Here is a 16,728-nt window from a genome sequence, read left to right as displayed (position 1 = left end):
AACACTGGGCGATAAAATGGAAAAGGGACCGGCGTTTCCGCCGATCCCTAAATTTTCAAACCTCTCGGGTGCGGCTTATTCTGCGGCTTCTGCCGCTGGCAGGACCGAGATAAACGTACGGTTCTTCAGCCCCTTGTGGAACTGGACCTTGCCGTCAACGGTTGCGAAGATCGTGTGATCCTTGCCCATGCCAACGCCTTCAGCGGGCCAGTACTTTGTACCGCGCTGACGCACCAGAATGTTGCCGGGAATGACAGCTTCGCCGCCATATTTTTTCACGCCAAGACGACGACCTGCTGAGTCGCGGCCGTTACGGGATGAGCCGCCTGCTTTTTTATGTGCCATTGGTGTCTCTCCTTAGCCTTTTGCGAGTTCTTTGGCCTGTGCGATCCAGTCTTCACGACCGACGCGACCTTTGAACGACAGTTTCTCTTCGATAGCTTCGACGTCAGCGTCTGTCCAAGCAGCGATCTGAGCGAAGGTTGTGATGCCTTCACCGTTCAGCTTGCCAACGATGACGGGGCCAACACCGGAGATCTTGCTCAGATCGTCGGCACCTTCGGCTGCGGGTGCAGCTTTGGCCTTCTTCGCCTTGGCAGGCTTGGCCGATTTCTCTTCGGCCTGGTTGTTCTTCACGCGCTTGGCCATTTCGGCCTGATCGGTTTTGTTCAGCGCATAACGCTCTTCCATGGCTGTCACGGCAGCAGCGCTGACGGAACCGGTGCCGATGGCCGCTTTGACGTCGGATTTATCCGCGCCGGACGACAGGATCTCGCCGATCTTGACCAGTGTCAGCTTTTGACGGTGGCCTTTGGTACGCTTGGAAGAGTGCTTCCGGCGGCGCTTGACGAAGTGAATGACTTTCTCGCCCTTGATCTGATCGACGACCTCGGCTTGAACGCCGGCCCCTGCGACCAAAGGAGCACCCAGCTTGGGGGAATCGCCGCCCAGCATGAGAACTTCGTTGAATTGGACTGTTTCGCCCGCGTCAGCAGCCAAACGTTCTACCCGCAGCATATCGCCGGATTGAACTTTGTACTGCTTGCCGCCTGTCTTGATGACCGCAAACATGCGTCTTCCTTTACTGTTTCCGCATCCTGTGGTCCCCGTTCGGGAGTTTGTCGGGCCTTGGCCCACCTCGGACAGCGCATCCCGTTTCGGGATGTTCATGAAATAACAAAGGCACCCGAAACGGGCACCCTTAGGTTGAGGCTTGCCGTATGATGCACCGCCCCCCTGATGTCAAGGGCCAGCACGGGCCTCGCGGGACTTATCGCAAAGGCGGTGCGGCTGGCTATAATTCCTCGGCCACCATGTTCAACGCAACTGCGCGACCAAGGGCATAGGACACGTCTTCGTACGCCGTGCCAAAGCCCTCGAACAGCGCTGTGTTCAGGCTGCGCCCCGCATCGCTTTGCGCAAAGGCGATATAGCGGTCGAGCTCTGCATCCTCCAGCGGAGAATACGCCAGCAGCAGATAGCCATAAAGCCAGCCGCGCGTGTCTTGCGCGATCTCTTCTTGCTGCTGCGCCACGTCGGCCAGCATCTCGGCCTCTGTCATCTGCAGCGCGTTGCCATCTGCCATCCCGCGCATGAATTGAAAGTTAGAATTCATCGCGGCGGTGACATTGCGGTCGATCATGTCGCCACTGTCGATCAATGTTGTGATCTGCCCCAGACGTGGGTCGTCGCTGCCCTCCAGGTCATGGAACCCTGCACGGGCGGCGTCTTCAACCTCGGGGTCGGTGATGGCGGCGCGGGCCTCGTTCTCGAGCGTGATGATCCTTGCGCCCGTGTCTTGCGCGAAAAAGGCAATGACATCCTCGCGGGTCTGCCCTTGCAACCCCGCATCCAATGCCCCGCGCAGGGTTTCGACGATCCGTTCGGGGTTGTAGATGGCACGCACCTGCAGCGCCCACCCCGCGCCGCCCTGCCCGCCGAGCATATCGCGATCAAGCGTTTCCGCGTTCTCTAATCCTTCGCGCTGCAAAATCTCGGCCAGCTCGCCAAGACGCAGGACATCCACCAGCACGGTTGACCGCGCGTCGGCCCAAAGCGGCAGGGCCAGCATCCACAGGCCAGCAGCAAGAACAAAGGCGCGCATGGTTACAGGTCCTGACTGGGTTGCATGGTGCCAAGCCGCTGTGCGACCTCTTCAAACCGGTTCGCCATGATCTCGAACTGCACGGCGTTCATCAGTGCGTAGACCTCCTGCATCTGCGGATCTTCCAGCGCCTTGGCATAGACCAGCACTTCTTCATCCGAGAACGCCTGATAGGTATAGGCCGCACCCGCCAGCGCATTCTCTTTGATAGAGGCGCGCATCTCGGGCTCTTGCGCGCGCATCGCTTCGCGCAGGTCGGGCTCTTCCATCTGTAATTCGATCACACCCGCGCCGGCCGCTGCCATCAGGAACCGGATCTGCACCTCTTGCAGCGCCTTGATCGAGCTCTCCTCGACATCGCTTGCCCCGTTCAGGCGCGCCAACAGATCCACGCGCGGAGAATCGATCCCGCGCAGCCCGCTCAGGATCGCATCGCCCGCCTCTGCCTTCGCGGCATCGTCTTCCTCCATATGCGACGCGTTTTCGGCGGCCACCAGGCGTTGGCCCAGATCGCTGGCATAGAAATCCGACGCATGTTCCAGCGCATCATCGCTGAGCGCCTGCGCCAGAATACCGGCGCCCATGTCCAGCATCAAATCCGTCTCGAATACCTCGCGCACCAGACGCGACCATTCAGAGCCGAAGGCATCCGCATCAATCCCCAGCATTTGCGGCGCGGAATCAGCAGAGAGGCGGATGCTTTCAAGGGCGACATCAAACCCTGTGACTTCCAGAAATGCATCGACCCTTTCCCTGTCGGCGGCCCGCGCCATCGGTGCAATCAGCGATACCATGACCGCCAATCCAAAACATAAAGTTAACGGCAAACGGGACAGTCGGCGCATCAGGGCATTCCTTTCAAGTTGATCCACCCCAAGAGCTTAGGCGAAATCCATCTGTCAGCAATGAAATTCCCCGTGTCCGCGAAAACTGGCCTAGCCCCCCTTGCCACCCCGTAAAATCCATCCTAAACGGACGCACCACACCGATGCGGAGAGGTGCCGGAGTGGTCGAACGGGGCGGTCTCGAAAACCGTTGAGCCTTCACGGGTTCCCAGGGTTCGAATCCCTGTCTCTCCGCCACTATCCCCCTGACAGTTTAGGTCCACCCCTTGCGGGACAAGCCGTCGTCTTGGTCGCATGCCCCTGTGGGGCGGTGTCAAAATCCGCGATCAGGGTCGTGATGCTGCACCCGTCCGCGTCAAAAATTTCCCGGCGCGCATTGCAGGCAGGCGAGCCCCTCGGCCCGCCATGCGTCAACGACCGAACTGCGATCATCGATGACCAGCCAGGGGGCCAGCCCGTCCGCTTGCATTTGCGCCAGCGCTTGGCGTTTGACCTCCGGATCGCTCGCGGCGTCCTGATCCTTGGCACGCAGGTAGACGCCGTCGAAGGGCAGATCGTGTTTGTGCAGCCAGGCGATCGTGTGTTCCGCCCAACCGTCAGGGCGGCCCGAGCAGATGACGATCGTCTCGCCGCTTTGCTTCAGGCGGCGCATCAGTTTGGCGATGGGGGCAATCAGCGGGGCGTCGGCCATCGCCATGTGGAACGCATCCCATTGTTTCTCGACGCCATGCACCAGATGACCCAGCTTTGCCGCGTCGAACTCGGCCAGAGTGCCGTCGACGTCAAATACCACGCAAGGTGTCAGGGGGGTGGATGTCATAGCTCTTTCTCCTCAAAAAATGTGCCCGATCGCTGAAACAGGATCGGGATGGCGTTTGGCGGGCGTGTGCCCGCGTCATGGGGTGTCCACAGCACGCGCGCGGCGCGGATGATACCGGAATGGCAGACCAGCACCGGAAGGTGGCCGGGGGGTGTGGCGGCACAGGCCGCGTGGATCGCGCCTGCGACACGATCAAGCATGGCGGGCCAGCTTTCGCCGCCTTCGGGGGTGTCTTCGCGTATGGGTTGCTGCGACAGCGGCTGCCCCTCGAACGCCCCCCAGTCGCGTTCGCGCAACGCGGAAATCACGGTAAAACCGCGCTGCGGAAAGGCAAGCTTGCAGGTGTCTCGCGCCCGTGCGGCGGGGCTGGCGAAAAGCGTGACCGGCTGCGGCCAGCGACGACGGGCCAGCGCGCACGCCTGATCGCGGCCACGGGCGGTCAGCGCTACATCGGTCACCCCTGCGATGATGCTTTGCGCATTGGCGGTCGTCTCCCCGTGGCGGATCAGGCAAAAGTCCGAGGGCGGAAGCGCGGCCCCCCTCACAGGCGCACCGGATCATGCATGAAAACCTCGACGCCCAGATCCTCGATCAGGTAATCCTCGGGCTGGGTGCAGAATGCTGGCGCAAAGCGTTTCGCGCCAAGCCGTTCCAGCATACGCACCTGATCACGCAGCGGCGGATGTACGTTCCAGCGTTGGAAATATCCCCCCGGCACGCTGCAGATCCCGCGGGCATGGGCGGTCATATGGCCGGTAAAGACCACATGCGCGTCGCGCCCCAAACGGCCGCTTTCATGCCAGGCGCGCACATAGCCCCAGGCGGCACCGCCATCGGCATTGGGGGTGTCGCAGACCAGAAACCGCGCCTCGTCCAGCGGGCCGCGCGCCAGCAGCGGGGCGATCTTGGCCGCATCCACGCCAAGCGTGCCGCTGCGCAGACCCGTCGCCAGCACCGCCTGACATTCAGGGTCCAGCATGACGCTGGCGTGACCATAGCGCCGGATCAGGTGCAAGGCCATTTCGCCCGCCCTGCCCGATGGCGGCACTGGCAAAAGCACCTGCCCCTCAAGCCTGTCCAGCAAGGCGTCAAGTGCTGCAAACCTTTCGGTCTGGGGCACATCGTCAAGCTGGTAGGAACAGTCCAGGATCGCCGTCGCCGCGGGTGGCGGAAGGTCCAGCGGGAACCAGTCGGATTCCTCGGACCAGTCGCCCGAGTAGAACAGCCCTTCGCCCAAGGCGAAATGCATCCAGACACCGCCCATGGCGTGCCCGTTGCGCCCCGTGGTCAGCTGCACGCCATCGATCACAGATACCCCCTGTTCGGGCAGCAGGTTGACCTTGGCGGCTGGGGGCAGCGCCTTGGCGGTTTGCGCGGTGGCATAGATCGGGAGCCCCGCCTCTACCGCATAGATCGCCCCGCCGATGTGGTCGATATGGTCGTGGGTGATAAAGACCGCATCCGCGCCCTTCAGCCAGCGCGGATCAAAATGGGCGTGGGCCTCGGGGCCAAAGCCGCAGTCCAGCAGCCAGCGCCGATTGCCCGTGTTCAATTGCATGCATGCGGGGCCCTTGTCCCCGATGCCGGAAAGTACTCTTACGCTTTGCATTTAATCCTCGGAGAATGCCCATGGGGTGGAGATCGTCAGGCCAAGCTGCATACCGACATCAAACCGTGCCCGTGTTTCAGCAAGCAGGCGCGTGCCGCAGTCCGCGACGGTTTCCAGAAGGTATTTGCCGCCCAGATAGGTCACCCGCGCCACTTTGGCGCGCAGGTCGCCGGTTTCGCTGATGGTCAGGTTTTCGGGGCGCAGGCAGACATGGCTTGGCAGGTCATCCCCGCTTTGCACCGCGATCCGCGTCCCCAGGACATGGCCGTGCAGGGCGCTATCGCTCTTTTCGACCCCGCGCATGGGCACCACCGTGCCGCGCCCGACGAATTCGGCGACAAAGCGGTTCCTGGGGCGTTCATACAGCGTTTGGGGCGTGTCGAACTGCTGGATGCGGCCTTTGTCCATCACGGCGATCCGGTCGGCCATGGCCATCGCCTCTGATTGATCGTGGGTGACATAGACCATCGTCGCGCCGGTACGCTTGTGGAAATCGGTGAACACCGCTTGCATTGATGCCCGCAGCGCCACATCAAGGTTGGCCAGCGGTTCGTCCAGCAGCACCGCATCGGGGTGGGACACCAGACAGCGCGCCAAAGCGACCCGCTGACGCTGCCCGCCCGACAGTTCGGAGGGCATCCGGTCGGCATAGTCCGTCAGCCCCGTCGCCTGTAACGCCTGATCGGTCTGCGCGGCGATCTCGGCCTTGGAAAAACGCCGGATCTCCAGAGGATAGGACACATTGCGCCGCACGTTCATATGGGGCCAAAGCGCGTAGGACTGGAATACGAAACCGATGTTGCGATCCTCGGGCGGGACCATGCGGTTGCCAGCCACATGCGCGACCTCGCGCGGGCCGATGGAAATCTGCCCCGTCGTCGGCATCTCAAACCCCGCAAGCAGGCGCAGCAGCGTGGTCTTGCCGCAGCCCGACGGCCCCAGCAGGGCGACGAATTCGCCATCCTTGAACGTGGTGGTGATGTCATGCAGCGCGGGGGCGCCGGCGAATGATTTGCCAAGCGCGGACAGGCTTATGTCTGCCATGGGACTACTCCTTTGGGGAAACGTCGGGACATCAGCTGCACCAGCACCATCAGCGCCATAACCACCAGCACGATGGTCATCGCCAGCGCGCTGGCCATTGCGGTCTCGCCGCTGTCGTCCAGATTGAAAATGACCACGCCCAACGTCTCGGTTCCCGAGGACCAGAGCAGCGCGGAAACCGTGAGCTCGTTAAACGCGGTGAGAAACACAAGGATCGCCCCTGCCGCCGCCGCCGGTGCCGAGAGCGGCACGATCACATCGCGCAGCCGCTGGAACAGCGATGCCCCCACCGATTGCGCGGCTTCGCCCATGGCAGGGTCCAACTGCTTGAGGCTCGCTTGCACGGGGCGGAACATCACCGCAAAGAACCGCGCTAGATAGGCCAGGAAGATGATCCAGATCGTGCCGTACAGCGTCGCATCAGTGAACGGCAGCTTGATCAGCAGCAGGATCATCGCGATCGACAGCACCACTCCGGGCAGGGCATAGGGCAGATCCAGCAGGCTGTCGAACAGCCGCGACAGCCGCGTCGGGTTCCGCTCCATCAACCACGCCAGCGGCAGGCAGAGCAGGATGAGCACAACCGCCGCGCCGATCGCCAGACCAAAGGAATTCGCAAAGGCCCGCGTCGTGACCGGCTGGCGCAGCAGCACCTCGGTCCACGCCTGAAGGGTTACAGTATCAAGCCGCAATGGCACGCCATAGGCAGGCACCAGCGACGTCGCCAGCAGGCCGAACATGGGCAGCACAAGGATCGTGCAGACCACGGCCCATAGCAACACCTCGACCGGCAGACGCGCCGCCCCGAGCGGGATCGCCAAGGGGCGCGACGTGGCCCCCACCAGATAGACCCGTTGGCGCGATTGGAAGAACCGTTGCGTCAGGATGCCCGTTACAGCCACCGCACCGATCAGCATGGCGAGGATCGATACCTCGGCCAGCACGCTGGTGCCCATGCCCGCCAGCTTTTGGTAAACCAGTGTCGGCAGGGTCGCATAGCCCGCCGGAATACCCAGCATCGCGGGAATGCCAAAGTTGCCAAGGGCGGTGACAAAGGTGATCGCCGTTCCCGCGGCCAAACTGGGCAGGGTCAGGGGCATGACCACCTGCCACCACGTGCGCAGCCCCCGCGCGCCACTGATGCGCGCCGCCTCTACCACCTCTTGCGGGATGGCGCGCAGACCTGCACGCAGGGTCAGGAAAATGATCGACATATGCTGGATGCCCAGCAACAAAATGATACCTTGCGCCGAATAAAGCGGCTGCGGTGACCCCAGTGGCGGCGCCAGCCCCAAGGTCTTGAGCAACACAGACGACGGCCCCATGATCTGGGTCCAGGACAGCGCGGTAATCTGGGGCGGGATCATCATCGGGATCATCAGGCAGAACACCAGCGCCGCCTTGGCGCGCAGATCGGTCAGCGCCACCAGAAACGCAAAGGCAGACCCCAGAACCACCGAGACCAGGGTGCCGAACCCTGCGGTCACCAGCGAATGTTTCAGCGCGCTCAGCGTCGATGGCTGGTGCAGCACCTCGCCCGCGAGCGACAGGCCAACCGCGCCCTGATCCGTCACCCCTTCGACAAACAGGCGCAGCACCGGCGCAAGGGTCAGGCTGATCGCCACAATCAAAATGGTAGAGAGCAGCCACCCCTCGGACCGGCTGCCCCCGTTTTTTGTCAGAACGCCCATTACTCGGCGCCAAACAGCTCTGTGAATTTGGCCTTGTTGACTTCGGCGTCTTTCAACGCGGTCGCGGGATCGAAATCCATCAGTTTGATGTCTTCGCGCGCAGGGAAGCCGGCGGGCACGCCCATGCCGTCGCGTGCGGGGATATAGCCCATCTCAAGCACCACATCCTGACCTTCCGCGCTGAGCAGGAAATCGACGAACTTCTGTGCGCCTTCGACGTTCTTGGCGGTCGACATGATCGCCACAGGCTCGGTCACATAGGATACGCCTTCGGTGGGGAAGACGAATTCGACAGGCGACCCTTCGGCCTTGTTGCGGATCGCGAGGAAGTCGACGACCATGCCATAAGGTTTCTCGCCCGAGGCCACAGCCTTGAACGTGCCGCCGTTGCCGCCTTGGGCGCGGGCGTCGTTTTCCGCCAGTTGTTCGTAATAGCCCCAGCCAAGGCTGTCATCGCCGGTCAGGGTTGCCAGATGGATCAGCGCCGCACCGGAATACAGCGGGGATGGCATGGCCACCTGCCCTTTCAGAGCCGCATCGCTCAGGTCGTTCCACGATGTCGGAGCCGTCTCGACGCCGGTGTTATAGACGATGCCTGTCGTGATCAGCTTGGTCGAGTGATAGAAGCCGTCGGCAGAATACAGCGCGCTGTCATAATTGGCAGCCTCGGGGGATTGATAGGCGGTCAGCAGACCGTCTTGGGCCATGCCCTCCAGCGTCACGGTGTCGGCGATCAGCAGCACGTCGGGCTGCGGGTTGCCTGCCTCGATCTCGGCGCGCAGACGGGCCATCAGTTTGGTCGTGCCGTCGCGGACCCATTCGACATCGGTATCGGGGTTGGCGGCTTTGAAGGCGTCCACAGTCTGCTGCGCATCTGCATTGGGCTGCGAGGTGTAAAGTGTGATTGTATCTGCAAGGGCCGTGCTGGCCATCAGGGCAAAAGCGGTGGTGGTGAGGATGGTTTTCATGGGGCTCTCCTGAAAAGGTAGCTTTCGTACGAAAGCATTTCACGCTCGCCTTATTCCCATCTTACGCTACAGATTTATGACATTTGCGTAACAGATTTAATTATATTGCGCCGTGGACGGGGTCGCTCTAGGGTCCGGCTAACCTTGAGTTGTTTTCGAAGGAAAATAGATGGCGCGACCTACTCTGACCGACCGGCGCGACAGGATCATTGCGCTGCTGTCGCAGAACGACGCTTTGTCCCCTGCCGAACTATCGCAGCGTTTAGACGTCTCGGTGCAGACCATCCGCGCCGACCTGCGCGACCTTGACGACGCGGCGCTGGTGCAGCGCCGCAAGGGAAAGGTGCAGCTGCGCCAGCAAAGCGAGAATATCGGCTACCTGCCCCGCGAAACCATCGCGCGACAGGAAAAGCAGCGCATCGCCTTGGCGGTCAAGAACCTGATCCCCGATGGCGCACGGGTGGCGCTTGGGACGGGGACCACGGTTGAGCATTGCGCGCGGTTTCTGTCGTCGCACAAAGACCTGTTCGTCGCGACCAATAGCATCCACGCGGTGTGCGCCCTGCAGAATGCCGCGGGCGTGATGGTGGAGCTGGCGGGCGGCAATGTACGGATGCGCGATCTGGATCTGATCGGCGCTGCGGCGCTGGCGTTTTTTGCGGGTTACCGCATGGATTACGCGGTTTTCAGCTGCGGCGGGCTGTCGGGGTCGGGCGCGGTGATGGACTATAACTCGGACGAGGTGCTGGCGCGCAAGGCGATTGCGGGCTGCGCCAAGACAACGATCCTGGTGGCCGATCAGGGCAAGGCGGATTTGGACCTTGCCTGCCAGCACGGGGAGATCTGGGCTTATGATTACCTTGTTACAGGGGCCGTGCTGTCGCCCGATCTGCTGTCCCGCGCCGCCGCCCATGGGTGCACGGTAATCAAGGTCTGATCCCTACCCCGTGACACGCCGTAGAAAGGATTGGGTGCGCGGGTCTTTGGGCGCATCAAGCAGTTCTGCCGGTGGGCCTTGTTCGACAATCCGCCCCTCGTCCATAAAGACGATCCGATCCGCAATCTCGCGCGCGAACTGGATCTCGTGGGTCACGATCAGCATGGTCTGTCGTTTCTCGGCCACGCGCCGCATGAGGTCGAGCACCTCTCCCACCCATTCGGGGTCGAGCGCCGAGGTCGGTTCGTCAAACAGCATCAGATCCGCATCCAGCGCCATCGCGCGGCCGATGCCCACCCGTTGCTGCTGGCCGCCCGACAGTGCAGCGGGGTAGCTATCGGCTTTCTCGAACAGACCGGTTTCGCGCAGCGTCGCATCGGCACGGGCGTTGGCCTCGGCCTTGCTATAGCCCTGAACGGTAATCAGCGCCTGAGTGATATTCTCGCGCGCGGTCTTGTTGGCAAACAGCGCGTAGTTCTGGAACACGAAGGACGTGCGCCGCCGCAGCGCCAGAATATCGGCGCGTTTCGCCGTCGCTGCATCGACAGACATATCGCCGATGCGGATAATGCCCGCGTCAGGCGCATCAAGAAAGTTCAGGCAGCGCAGCAAGGTGGACTTCCCCGTACCCGACGGTCCGATGATCACCACCCGTTCGCCTTGGGCAATATCAAGCGAGATGTCTTTCAGCACGGCGGTGCTGCCAAAGGATTTGGTCAGGCCGGATATGGTGATCCCGTCACCTGTCGCCCTGCCCGTCTCTGGAATGCTCTGTGTATCGGTCATCGCGCATGTGCCTTGTTCAGATAAACCTCTAGGTGACGCTGTGCGAAGGCCAATGTCTCGACCATGACCCAATAGATCGCGGCGACGACGAGAAAGGCCTCGAAGTAGAGAAAGCTGCCCGCCGCCTCTTTCTGGGTCGCCCCCATCAGTTCGGTCACGCCAAGGGTAAAGGCCAGCGAGGTGCCTTTGATCATATCGATAAAGTAATTCACCAAAGTCGGTGCCGCGACCCGCGAGGCCTGTGGCAGGATGATTTGGCGCATCATCTGGCCTTGGGTCATGCCCACGGCCTGCGCGGCCTCCCACTGGCTACGGTCCACACCCAGAATGGCGGCGCGGATGCTTTCCGCCATATAGGCCGAGAAATGCAGCGTCAGCCCCATGATGGTCGCGGTGACGCCGTCGATCTTGCCCAGAAAACTCAGGACTTGCGGCAGGCCGTAGTAGAACAGGAATAACTGCACCAACAACGGCGTGCCGCGAAAGAAGCTGATGAACAGCCGCACAAAAACGTCGAGGACCGGAACCCGAAACACCCGTTCAACCGCGAGCACAGAGGCCAGCACCAATGCGCAGACCATGCCCACAAACGCCATGAACAGCGTCAGCGGGACATAGCCCAGCAACACGGGCAGCAGGCCCCACATATATTCGAAATCCAGTCCCCGCATCTTGTGTTACTCGGCTGTTGTGATGTCAGAGCCGAACCATTTTTCCGAAATCTCGGTCAGGGTGCCGTCTTCTTTCAGCTTGGTAATCGCGGCATCGAACCGGTCACGCAGGGCCTGACCTTCGTCATCGTTACGGAAAGGCAGCGCGTTGCGGATCTCGCTAAAGGGTTTGCCCGCAAGCGCCAGCGGCAGCGGGCTTTCCGCGATCAGCTGGGCCGAAGAAACGCGGTCCATCACAAAGGCATCCACGCGACCAAGGGCCGTGTCTTGCGCAATGTTGCTTTCATAGGTGCGAATGTCGATCTCGCCCGCGTTCGGCAGCTCGTTCAGCAGTTCCTCGAAGTTGGAGCCGAGGTTGACCGCAACGGTCTTCCCGCTCAGATCCTCGACACTGCCGATGGTGTCTTCGTTGCCCTCTTTCACCACGACCTGCGCCCCGTCAAAGACATAGGGCTGCGAAAAGGCAAATTTCGCCTCGCGTTCGGGGGTGATGGTGATCTGGTTGGCGATCGTGTCGATGCGGCCAGATTCCAGCGCGCCGATCAGGCCGGAAAAGGACATGGTGACAAAGTTAACTTCGTCGCCGGTTTCCTTGGCGACGGCGTTGATGAAATCGACCTCGAACCCTTGAAGCTCGTCAAGCTTTACGAAGGTAAAGGGAAAGTACCCGCCCGACATGCCGACATTCAGCGTCTCTGCCTGAGCAGCACTGACGCCGGTAGCAAGGGCGATTGCGGTGAGTGTGGCGTGTTTGATCATGATATTCTCCGTTACGTCTAAGGGGGAGGTAACATGACGCAGCCGCGCTTCAATGGCGCAGCGTCAAGCAAGTCCGAGGTGGTGTCATTCATCCTTGGTCAGGAATATAATTCTGGCAAGCGCTTTGATCGCGAAACGCTGTTTCGGGGGCCGCAGCGACGGAAGGGGTTTTGGGGGAAGATATCAAGCGAATTAGCGCGCAATCGGGGGAATCACCAGCGCCGGATTGCACCGCATAAGCATCTGATCGGACAAAATAAAACCGCCGCAAAGTGGGAGGACTTTGCGGCGGGAAAATTCTTGTGGCTTTCGGCGTCGTGGTTAGCGCAGGGCAACCGCTTGCGAGGCAATATGGCGGATCTCGCCACGTGCAACACCGATATCTGCCAGATCCCGGTCATTCATCGCCGACAGCTCGCGGAAGGTCTGGCGTTTGGCGCGTTGATCAGCGCTGTAGGCACGGAATGCATCAAGCGACTGGCGCAGCTTGGGCATCAGACCCGCAACAGGTGCGGCGGTATATGTGGATGTATAGCTCATTTCTTATTCTCTCTTTCACGTCTATGCGGCGGCCTATCCACCGCATTCGGTTTGGTATGTTCCGTCAGCGTAGCGCTGGCGGTTTAGGCGGCTGCCGTGCCGCGGGGTGCGGTGCGGAACAGGCCGGTAAACTTGCGCGATGCTTTGGCAACAGCGGCAGAGATATAGGCACTGCGCAGCGCGTTGGCTTCGGCAAGAAGACGGTCGACTTCGACCGGAGTGGCGGTTTTGTATGTAGCTTCGGTTTTCATTTTCCAGCTTTCCATTTCAGGGCTTCAATGCCCGTGACCGTCATATGTGCGTGGTGCAGCAAAGGTGCAAACCATAGTGGATATGCGGAAAATGCATGGCTTAAATGGCACAGTTTCGCCCCAATATCGCCCATATCCGGCCCCTAAACCGGCAGTTTTCGACTTCACCGTGAACGAAAGGGCCGCCCGAACGTTGGTAGCCCCTGAAACGGAGAGACCAACACAAGCCGGAGAAGACCCATGACCAAGCAATCGCCGCAGCAGCAACAATCCGCCCCACCCAAACCCGCGCCGGAAAAACCCCAGCCGGTGATATTTACGGATTACGCCAGCATCTGAAAGTGACAGGCGGCTCGCTGCGGTATAAACAGCCCGGTATGACCGACCCTGTTTCTTCCATCCGCAATCTCGGCCCCGCGTTCGAGGAAAGCTGCGCCCGTGCTGGCATCCACTCTGCGCAAGAGCTGCGCGATCTTGGTGCCGATGCGGCCTACGAGAGGTTGCTGCACAATGGTCAGCGCCCCCACTTCATCGGGTACTATGTTCTGGTGATGGGGCTTCAGGGGCGCCCGTGGAACGACTGCAAGGGGGAAGAAAAGAAAGCCCTGCGGGTCAAGTTCGACGCAATCAAGGCCCGTGCCCATGATACCGGACGCTCTGAATTCGAACGCATGATGAACCTGATCGGTGTGCGCGAGGCGTAATGCGTCCCTGCGACACCTGAAGGCGCCAGCGGAACGGCACTGCGCCCATAGGCGTTGGGTCGCAAACGTAGCCCCAACAGGATACCCTGCCCCATGCCACATACCCCCGATGTTCAACACGACCTTGACCGGCTGCGTGGCCTTGCCCGTACGATGGACAGCGCCCTACGGGTGCCTGTGCTGGGCATTCGGCTGGGCTGGGACAGCATCCTTGGCCTGATACCCGGTGTTGGCGACGTTCTGGCTTTGGCACCGGCGGGCTATATCTTGAAGGAAGCGCATCGCATGGGCGCAAGCCGCTCGGTCCTGGCGCGTATGGGGGCGAATGTGGGCATCGACCTTGCGATCGGTGCGATCCCCCTGATCGGTGACATCTTTGACGTGGGCTGGAAGGCGAACATCCGCAACGTCGATCTGTTGCACCGTCATCTTGAACAAACGGCACCGATGAAAACCGTGAGCCCTGTGGACGGTGAACTGTCGTCACATCATCCGACCCTCAAAGGGTGAACAGATCGGCCGCCGCTATGTGGTCCCCGTTGCATGAAAAAAGGGCCGCAGTTGCCTGCGACCCTTTTCCTCTGTCCAAACCTGTGAAGGCTTAGCCAACCAGTTCCAGACCGGAGAAGAAATACGCGATTTCGACGGCGGCTGTTTCAGGCGCGTCGGACCCGTGAACGGAGTTTTCGCCAACGGATTCGGCGAATTCTGCGCGGATCGTGCCTTCGGCTGCGTCTGCTGGGTTGGTTGCGCCCATCACTTCGCGGTTTTTCGCGATGGCACCTTCGCCTTCGAGAACCTGAACAACAACAGGCTCGGACGCCATGAATTCGCACAGTTCGTCATAGAAAGGACGCTCGGCGTGCACGGCATAGAAAACGCCGGCTTGTGCCTTTGTCATGTGAATACGCTTTTGTGCGACGATGCGCAGGCCGGCTTCTTCGAATTTGGCGTTGATCTTGCCGGTCAGGTTGCGGCGTGTTGCGTCTGGTTTGATGATCGAGAATGTGCGCTCAAGGGCCATGATAGCTCTCCTAGGTGGGGTTGATTTGGCCGCTCCCTAGCATGGGTCATGCCCCGTGAAAAGCCGCGATTGACGCGGGGCCAGACATGGTTCACACCGCGTCCATGTTAAGCATTTCAGAAATCAACTATTCCGTCGAAGGCCGTCCCTTGTTCGAGGAAGCCAGCGCGGTCATCCCCGAAGGCCACAAAGTGGGTCTGGTCGGGCAAAACGGTGCGGGTAAAACCACGCTGTTCAAAATCATTCGCGGAGAGCTGTCGCTGGACGCGGGCGACATCAGCCTGCCCTCGCGCGCCAAGATCGGGGGCATCGCCCAAGAGGTCCCGTCCTCTGACGTGTCGCTGATCGATACGGTGCTGGCCGCCGATGTCGAACGCGCCGCCTTGATGCACGAGGCAGAGACAACGGATGATCCCGCGCGCATCGCCGAGGTGCAGACCCGCCTTGCCGATATCGACGCCTGGTCCGCCGAAGGCCGTGCCGCCGCGATCCTCAAGGGGCTCGGCTTTGACGACCATGATCAGCAGCAGCCCTGTTCGGCCTATTCGGGCGGGTGGCGGATGCGCGTGGCGCTGGCGGGCGTTCTGTTCGCGCAGCCGGATTTGCTGCTGTTGGACGAACCGACCAACTACCTTGATCTTGAAGGCGCGTTGTGGCTGGAAAACTACCTGTCGAAATACCCGCACACGGTGATCATCATCAGCCACGACCGTGGTCTGTTGAACCGTGCCGTCGGTGGTATCCTGCACCTCGAAGACCGTAAGCTCACGTATTATCAGGGTAATTACGACCAATTCGCGAAAATGCGGGCCGAAAAGCGTGCGCAGCTGACCGCGCAGGCGAAAAAGCAGCAAGCGCATAAGGCGCATATGCAGGCCTTTGTGGACCGCTTTAAGGCCAAGGCGTCCAAGGCGAAACAGGCGCAGTCGCGGATGAAGGCCATCGAGAAGATGGTGACAATCACGCCGCCGGAAGAAGCCGCGCGCAAGGTCTTTACCTTCCCGCAGCCCGATGAGCTTTCGCCGCCCATCATCAGCATCGAAGGCGGATCGACCGGCTATACCGAGGGCCAGCCCGTCCTGTCGCGCCTGAACCTGCGGATCGACCAAGACGACCGCATCGCGCTGTTGGGCAAAAACGGTCAGGGTAAATCTACCCTGTCAAAGCTGCTCTCCAACCGTTTGGTGTTGTTCGAGGGCAAGGCAATCAACTCCAGCAAGCTGCGCATCGGGTTCTTTGCACAGCATCAGGTGGACGAATTGATCGTCCATGAAACGCCGCTGCAGCATATGATCAGCGCGCGCCCCGGTGTGATGCAATCCAAGCTGCGCGCACAGCTGGCGGGGTTCGGTCTAGGGCCGGATCAGGCCGATACCGAAGTGGGGCGTCTGTCCGGGGGGCAAAAGGCGCGTCTGTCACTGCTGCTCGCCACATTGGACGCACCGCATCTGCTGATCCTCGATGAGCCGACCAACCACCTTGATATCGAATCGCGCGAAGCGCTGGTCGAGGCGTTGACGCGCTATTCCGGTGCTGTGATCCTTGTCAGCCACGATATGCACCTTTTGTCGATGGTCGCGGACCGTCTGTGGCTGGTGTCGAACGGCACGGTCAAGCCCTATGAGGATGACCTCGAAGCCTATCGCAAGATGCTGTTGACCGTGGAAAAGCCCGTCAGCAAGAACCCCAAACCGGTCAAGGAAGCGCCAAAACCCAAACGTGCCAACCGCGAAGACATCCTTGCCCTGCGCGCCGAAGTGCGCACGGCCGAGGCGCGGGTGACCAAGATCAACGACATGCGCGACAAGCTTGCGAAAAAGCTCGCGGACCCTGCCCTTTACGAAAAGGACAAAGTCGGCGAACTTGAGGTCTGGAACAAGAAATACGCCGAAGTCATGGCCGCGCTTGAACGGGCAGAGGCGATCTGGATGGGCGCGTTGGAGAAACTGGAAACCGCGTCGGCGTAACGCCCGCG

At 61.0% G+C, this 16,728-nt stretch carries 21 protein-coding genes and 1 tRNA gene; 5 read left to right on the top strand and 17 right to left on the bottom strand.

Features of this window, described 5'->3' with window-relative positions; translation table 11 throughout:
- Window positions 1-75 precede the first annotated feature (75 nt).
- The 4 genes from rpmA to C1J04_RS09970 form a co-directional block, all read right to left on the bottom strand.
- Window positions 76-345: a 50S ribosomal protein L27 gene (gene rpmA, locus C1J04_RS09985; RefSeq protein WP_005853571.1), complete on the bottom strand. Its 270-nt coding sequence runs from the start codon at window positions 343-345 to the stop codon at window positions 76-78.
- A 12-nt stretch (window positions 346-357) separates the two neighbouring features.
- Complete coding sequence (locus C1J04_RS09980) at window positions 358-1,071, bottom strand: 50S ribosomal protein L21 (protein ID WP_005853569.1); 714 nt, start codon at window positions 1,069-1,071, stop codon at window positions 358-360.
- Window positions 1,072-1,294: 223 nt separating this feature from the next.
- Window positions 1,295-2,104: a hypothetical protein gene (locus C1J04_RS09975; protein WP_009824634.1), complete on the bottom strand. Its 810-nt coding sequence runs from the start codon at window positions 2,102-2,104 to the stop codon at window positions 1,295-1,297.
- A 2-nt stretch (window positions 2,105-2,106) separates the two neighbouring features.
- Window positions 2,107-2,949 (bottom strand): DUF2059 domain-containing protein, encoded by an 843-nt coding sequence (locus C1J04_RS09970; protein WP_037953686.1) that lies wholly within the window; start codon window positions 2,947-2,949, stop codon window positions 2,107-2,109.
- Window positions 2,950-3,096: 147 nt separating this feature from the next.
- Here C1J04_RS09970 and C1J04_RS09965 point away from each other — a divergent pair.
- Window positions 3,097-3,186: transfer RNA gene (locus C1J04_RS09965), tRNA-Ser, on the top strand.
- Window positions 3,187-3,304: 118 nt separating this feature from the next.
- Here the strand turns inward: C1J04_RS09965 and C1J04_RS09960 are convergent.
- The 6 genes from C1J04_RS09960 to C1J04_RS09935 are packed head-to-tail and all read right to left on the bottom strand — an operon-like array spanning window position 3,305 to window position 9,081.
- Complete coding sequence (locus C1J04_RS09960) at window positions 3,305-3,769, bottom strand: phosphatase domain-containing protein (RefSeq protein WP_009824632.1); 465 nt, start codon at window positions 3,767-3,769, stop codon at window positions 3,305-3,307.
- On the bottom strand, window positions 3,766-4,314 hold the full coding sequence (locus C1J04_RS09955) for a histidine phosphatase family protein (protein ID WP_009824631.1): 549 nt from the start codon (window positions 4,312-4,314) through the stop codon (window positions 3,766-3,768). The genes C1J04_RS09960 and C1J04_RS09955 overlap by 4 nt, the downstream gene beginning before the upstream one ends.
- Window positions 4,311-5,327, bottom strand: coding sequence for an MBL fold metallo-hydrolase (locus C1J04_RS09950; protein ID WP_009824630.1), 1,017 nt, complete (start codon window positions 5,325-5,327; stop codon window positions 4,311-4,313). The genes C1J04_RS09955 and C1J04_RS09950 overlap by 4 nt, the downstream gene beginning before the upstream one ends.
- Before the next feature lie 51 nt (window positions 5,328-5,378).
- Window positions 5,379-6,422 carry an ABC transporter ATP-binding protein gene (locus C1J04_RS09945; RefSeq protein ID WP_009824629.1) on the bottom strand — a complete coding sequence of 348 codons (1,044 nt, stop codon included), beginning with the start codon at window positions 6,420-6,422 and terminating at the stop codon, window positions 5,379-5,381.
- Window positions 6,410-8,113 carry an ABC transporter permease gene (locus tag C1J04_RS09940; RefSeq protein ID WP_114865354.1) on the bottom strand — a complete coding sequence of 568 codons (1,704 nt, stop codon included), beginning with the start codon at window positions 8,111-8,113 and terminating at the stop codon, window positions 6,410-6,412. Before C1J04_RS09940 ends, C1J04_RS09945 begins: the two co-directional genes overlap by 13 nt.
- Window positions 8,113-9,081, bottom strand: coding sequence for an ABC transporter substrate-binding protein (locus C1J04_RS09935; protein WP_009824627.1), 969 nt, complete (start codon window positions 9,079-9,081; stop codon window positions 8,113-8,115). The genes C1J04_RS09940 and C1J04_RS09935 overlap by 1 nt, the downstream gene beginning before the upstream one ends.
- Window positions 9,082-9,250: 169 nt before the next feature.
- Between C1J04_RS09935 and C1J04_RS09930 the strand changes: the two genes are divergently transcribed.
- Complete coding sequence (locus C1J04_RS09930) at window positions 9,251-10,018, top strand: DeoR/GlpR family DNA-binding transcription regulator (protein ID WP_009824626.1); 768 nt, start codon at window positions 9,251-9,253, stop codon at window positions 10,016-10,018.
- A gap of 3 nt (window positions 10,019-10,021) precedes the next feature.
- Here the strand turns inward: C1J04_RS09930 and C1J04_RS09925 are convergent, their stop codons facing one another.
- From C1J04_RS09925 to C1J04_RS19335, 6 genes are all read right to left on the bottom strand, one after another.
- Complete coding sequence (locus tag C1J04_RS09925) at window positions 10,022-10,804, bottom strand: amino acid ABC transporter ATP-binding protein (protein WP_009824625.1); 783 nt, start codon at window positions 10,802-10,804, stop codon at window positions 10,022-10,024.
- Entirely contained in the window at window positions 10,801-11,475 is a 675-nt protein-coding gene (locus C1J04_RS09920; RefSeq protein WP_005853555.1) for an amino acid ABC transporter permease, read from the bottom strand. Before C1J04_RS09920 ends, C1J04_RS09925 begins: the two co-directional genes overlap by 4 nt.
- Window positions 11,476-11,481: 6 nt before the next feature.
- Window positions 11,482-12,234, bottom strand: a complete 753-nt coding sequence (locus C1J04_RS09915; protein WP_005853554.1) for an amino acid ABC transporter substrate-binding protein — start codon at window positions 12,232-12,234, stop codon at window positions 11,482-11,484.
- A 321-nt stretch (window positions 12,235-12,555) separates the two neighbouring features.
- On the bottom strand, window positions 12,556-12,774 hold the full coding sequence (locus C1J04_RS09910; protein ID WP_009824624.1) for a DUF1127 domain-containing protein: 219 nt from the start codon (window positions 12,772-12,774) through the stop codon (window positions 12,556-12,558).
- Window positions 12,775-12,857: 83 nt separating this feature from the next.
- Window positions 12,858-13,025, bottom strand: coding sequence for an RSP_7527 family protein (locus tag C1J04_RS09905; protein WP_235183784.1), 168 nt, complete (start codon window positions 13,023-13,025; stop codon window positions 12,858-12,860).
- Entirely contained in the window at window positions 13,022-13,159 is a 138-nt protein-coding gene (locus C1J04_RS19335; protein WP_156775786.1) for a hypothetical protein, read from the bottom strand. Before C1J04_RS19335 ends, C1J04_RS09905 begins: the two co-directional genes overlap by 4 nt.
- Before the next feature lie 243 nt (window positions 13,160-13,402).
- On the opposite strand from C1J04_RS19335, the gene C1J04_RS09900 reads away from it, so the two are divergent.
- Together C1J04_RS09900 and C1J04_RS09895 are read left to right on the top strand one after the other, a co-directional pair.
- Window positions 13,403-13,729 carry a TfoX/Sxy family DNA transformation protein gene (locus C1J04_RS09900; RefSeq protein ID WP_037953684.1) on the top strand — a complete coding sequence of 109 codons (327 nt, stop codon included), beginning with the start codon at window positions 13,403-13,405 and terminating at the stop codon, window positions 13,727-13,729.
- Between the two features lie 93 nt (window positions 13,730-13,822).
- Window positions 13,823-14,239 carry a DUF4112 domain-containing protein gene (locus C1J04_RS09895; RefSeq protein WP_009824622.1) on the top strand — a complete coding sequence of 139 codons (417 nt, stop codon included), beginning with the start codon at window positions 13,823-13,825 and terminating at the stop codon, window positions 14,237-14,239.
- A 91-nt stretch (window positions 14,240-14,330) separates the two neighbouring features.
- On the opposite strand, the gene ndk is transcribed toward C1J04_RS09895, so the two are convergent.
- A complete protein-coding gene (ndk, locus tag C1J04_RS09890; RefSeq protein WP_005853549.1) occupies window positions 14,331-14,753 on the bottom strand; it encodes a nucleoside-diphosphate kinase in 423 nt (140 codons plus the stop codon).
- Between the two features lie 104 nt (window positions 14,754-14,857).
- Here ndk and C1J04_RS09885 point away from each other — a divergent pair, with 104 nt between their 5' ends.
- Window positions 14,858-16,720 (top strand): ABC-F family ATP-binding cassette domain-containing protein, encoded by a 1,863-nt coding sequence (locus C1J04_RS09885; protein ID WP_037945024.1) that lies wholly within the window; start codon window positions 14,858-14,860, stop codon window positions 16,718-16,720.
- The last annotated feature ends 8 nt before the right edge of the window (window positions 16,721-16,728 follow it).

Origin of the sequence: Sulfitobacter sp. SK025 (assembly GCF_003352105.1) — a bacterium.
Classification (GTDB): domain Bacteria; phylum Pseudomonadota; class Alphaproteobacteria; order Rhodobacterales; family Rhodobacteraceae; genus Sulfitobacter; species Sulfitobacter pontiacus.
This window is presented reverse-complemented; position numbering and strand designations above follow the sequence as displayed.